Source organism: Streptomyces boncukensis, assembly GCF_011045075.1.
Taxonomy (GTDB): Bacteria; Actinomycetota; Actinomycetes; order Streptomycetales; family Streptomycetaceae; genus Streptomyces; species Streptomyces boncukensis.
Window position 1 is genome coordinate 1 of sequence record NZ_JAAKZZ010000672.1, and the last position, 3,345, is coordinate 3,345.

A 3,345-nucleotide genomic window follows, 5' to 3' on the forward strand; every position below is an offset into this window, starting at 1 on the left:
GGCGGGGACGGGCACAGGGATACATAGGGATGCATAGGGATTCCGCCTATCGTATATAGTTCCGGGCTTACGCACGGGCTATAGCGGAGCGCTATAGGAGCACGCAGCGAGCTAGGAGCCGTCCATGGCGATAGATCTCACGGGCCGCCCCCTCCTCAAGGAGCTGGACCTCACACCCGGGGAGTTCCGGGGGCTGCTCGCCCTGGCGGCCGAGCTGAAGGCCGCGAAGCGGGCGGGCACCGAGGAGCGGCGGCTGCGCGGCAGAAACCTCGCGCTGATCTTCGAGAAGAGCTCCACCCGCACCCGTACCGCGTTCGAGGTGGCCGCGGCCGACCAGGGCGCGGCCACCACGTATCTGGACCCTTCCGGCTCGCACCTCGGGCACAAGGAGTCGGTCAGGGACACGGCGCGGGTGCTGGGCAGGCTGTACGACGGCATCCAGTACCGCGGCCGGAGCCAGGAGGTGGTCGAGGAGCTGGCCGCGTACGCCGGGGTGCCGGTGTTCAACGGGCTGACCGACCTGTGGCACCCCACGCAGATGCTGGCCGACACGCTCACCATGGCCGAGCACGCGCCGGGCCGGCCGCTGGAGGAGCTGGCCTTCGCCTACCTCGGCGACGCCCGCTCCAACATGGGCAACTCCTACCTGGTCACCGGCGCGCTGCTCGGCATGGACGTGCGGATCGTGGCGCCGCGCGCGCTGTGGCCGCGGGAGCCGCTGATCGCCGAGGCCCGCGCGCTGGCCGACCGCACCGGGGCCCGGGTCACGCTCACGGAGCAGGTCGAGGAGGGCGTGCGGGGCGCGGACTTCGTCGCGACGGATGTGTGGGTGTCCATGGGCGAGCCCGAGGAGACCTGGGACGAGCGCATCGCGCTGCTGCGGCCGTACGCGGTGACCATGGACGTGCTGCGGGCCACCGGGAGGCCCGGGGTGCGGTTCCTGCACTGCCTGCCCGCCTTCCACGACCTGGGCACGGCCGTGGGCCGGAGAATCCACGAGCGGTACGGGCTCAGCTCACTGGAGGTGACCGACGAGGTGTTCGAGTCGGCGGAGCACTCGGTCGTCTTCGACGAGGCGGAGAACCGGATGCACACCATCAAGGCGCTGCTGGTCGCCACCCTGGGCTGAGCGCGCCGGTGTGCTGTTTGCCATACATATCTATGCGAATGGATGCATAAAATACGGTTACGCTGGGTGGGCACGATCCCCCGATGAGCCCCCCGGCGTGAAAGACCCCGCACCATGCGCATCAAGTCCCCCGACCTCCTGGTGGCCGAGTCCGGCGCCGACCTCGAAGGCCACGGCCTCAGCCGCAGCATCGGCCCCTTCCAGCTCGTCTGCTTCGGGATCGGCGCCATCGTCGGCACCGGGATCTTCGTCGGGCTCTCGGACACCGTCGCCGAGGCCGGGCCCGCCGTGCTGGTCTCCTTCGTCCTGGCGGCGGTGACCTGCGTCTTCACCGCGTTCTCGTTCGCCGAGCTGGGCAGCGCCATCCCGGTCTCCGGCAGCTCGTACTCGTACGCGTACGCCGCGCTCGGCGAGCGGACGGCGTTCCTGGTGGGCTGGTGCCTGCTGCTGGAGTACGGGGTCTCCGTCTCGGCGGTCGCCATCGGCTGGGGGCAGTACCTCAACGAGCTGCTGGAGCACACCGTCGGCCTGCGGATACCGGACGCGCTCGCGGAGGCGCCCGGACACGGCGGCGTCGTCAACGTCCCGGCGGTGGTGGTGATGCTGCTCGCGGCCGTGCTGCTGGTGCGGGGCGTGCGGGAGAGCGCGCGGGCCACGGCGGTGATGGCGGTCATCAAGATCGGTGTACTGCTGCTGTTCTGCGCCATCGCCTTCACCGCCTTCCGGGCCGGGCAGCTGACCCCCTTCGCGCCGGAGGGCATCGGCGGCATCGGCGCCGGGGCCTCGCTGGCCTTCTTCTCCTTCATCGGCTTCGACGCCATCTCGACGGCGGGCGAGGAGGTCAAGAACCCCCGGCGGAACGTCCCGCTGGCGATCCTGGTCACCCTCGGCGTCGTCACGCTGCTGTACTGCCTGGTGTCCCTCGCCGCGCTGGGCGCCATGCCCTGGGAGCGGATCGGCGGCAAGCCCGCCGCGCTCTCGCTGATCGTCAACCACGCCACCGGCTCGTCCCTGGGCAGCACGGTCATCGCGGTGGGCGCGGTCGTCGCCATCGCCTCGGTGGTGCTGGCGGTGATGTACGGGCAGACGCGGATCCTGCTGTCGATGTCCCGGGACGGGCTGATGCCGCGGGTGTTCGAGCGGGTCTCGCCGCGGACGTCCACACCGGTCGCCAACACCTGGATCGTCGCCGTCGTCTTCGCCGTCCCGGCCGCGGTCGTCCCGCTGGACGTGGTGCTGGACCTGACGGTGATCGGCACCCTGGCGACGATGGCCGCTGTCAATGTGTGCGTGATCGCCCTGCGCCGGGCCCGCCCGGACCTCGCCCGCCGGTTCCGGGTGCCGCTCTACCCGGCGGCACCGCTGCTGGGCATCGCCTTCTGCCTCTATCTGATGTGCGGGCTGCCGCTGCTGACCTGGGTCCAGTTCGCGGTGTTCGTGGGGATCGGCTCCCTGGTCTACTCGGGGTACGGGCGCAAGCGGTCCCGGCTCGCGCTCAGCCGGGCTCGGGGCGGGCCGCCCGCAGGGCCCCCTCCGGCTCCGACCCCCGCGACGCGAGTGTGAACCACACGGTCTTGCCGTCCCGCGTCGCCCGGCTGCCGCAGGCCGAGCTGAGCATCTGGATGAGCTGCAGGCCGCGCCCGTCCTCGCGCAGCTCCTCGGGGGCGCCCTCCAGCCCCCACTGCCGCTGCTCCAGCGGCCCCGGGCCGCGGTCCCGCACCTCGACCAGCACACCCTCCTCCGGCAGCGCCGTGACGCTCAGCGAGATGGCGGCGTCGTCGTGCGTGTGCTCGATGGCGTTGGTCACCAGCTCGCAGACGAGGAGCTCGGCCGTGCCGCTGTCCACCGGGGACTCCAGCTCGGTCAGCGCGTTGCGCACCACGGCGCGCGCGATGGGCGCCGCGGGCGGGGAGTGCGGCAGCTCGATGTGCCAGGAGGGCGTGGTACGGGGACCCGGGGGCGATGCACCATTCACGACTTCTGTCCGTTCGTACGTTGTTTGAGGCTTTAACGGTACGACGGAACGGGAGCGGGCCCGCAGAGGCGGAGGGACGCGGGGCCGTATGACCGGAGTCACCCCCGCGGCCGGGACCTTGGTCCCGGGGCATGAGTGAATGGGGCGATGCACGACGCACTCACGCCCTTCACCCATCCGCACGACGGCGAACGGCTCAGCGGCCTGGAGGCGGCGGGCCCGGCGCCGGGCCCCGAGACCC

The 3,345-nt window shown here is 71.6% G+C and carries 3 protein-coding genes; 2 read left to right on the plus strand and 1 reads right to left on the minus strand.

The genetic code is table 11. From position 1 onward, the window contains the following. Positions 1 to 124 precede the first annotated feature (124 nt). Positions 125 to 1,129 carry an ornithine carbamoyltransferase gene (gene argF / locus G5C65_RS34025; protein ID WP_165302918.1) on the plus strand — a complete coding sequence of 335 codons (1,005 nt, stop codon included), beginning with the start codon at positions 125 to 127 and terminating at the stop codon, positions 1,127 to 1,129. A gap of 114 nt (positions 1,130 to 1,243) precedes the next feature. Then, positions 1,244 to 2,692 (plus strand): amino acid permease, encoded by a 1,449-nt coding sequence (locus G5C65_RS34030; RefSeq protein WP_165302919.1) that lies wholly within the window; start codon positions 1,244 to 1,246, stop codon positions 2,690 to 2,692. Here the strand turns inward: G5C65_RS34030 and G5C65_RS39805 are convergent. Further along, positions 2,625 to 3,104 carry an ATP-binding protein gene (locus G5C65_RS39805; protein WP_338146791.1) on the minus strand — a complete coding sequence of 160 codons (480 nt, stop codon included), beginning with the start codon at positions 3,102 to 3,104 and terminating at the stop codon, positions 2,625 to 2,627. The genes G5C65_RS34030 and G5C65_RS39805 overlap by 68 nt on opposite strands. Positions 3,105 to 3,345: the final 241 nt, after the last annotated feature.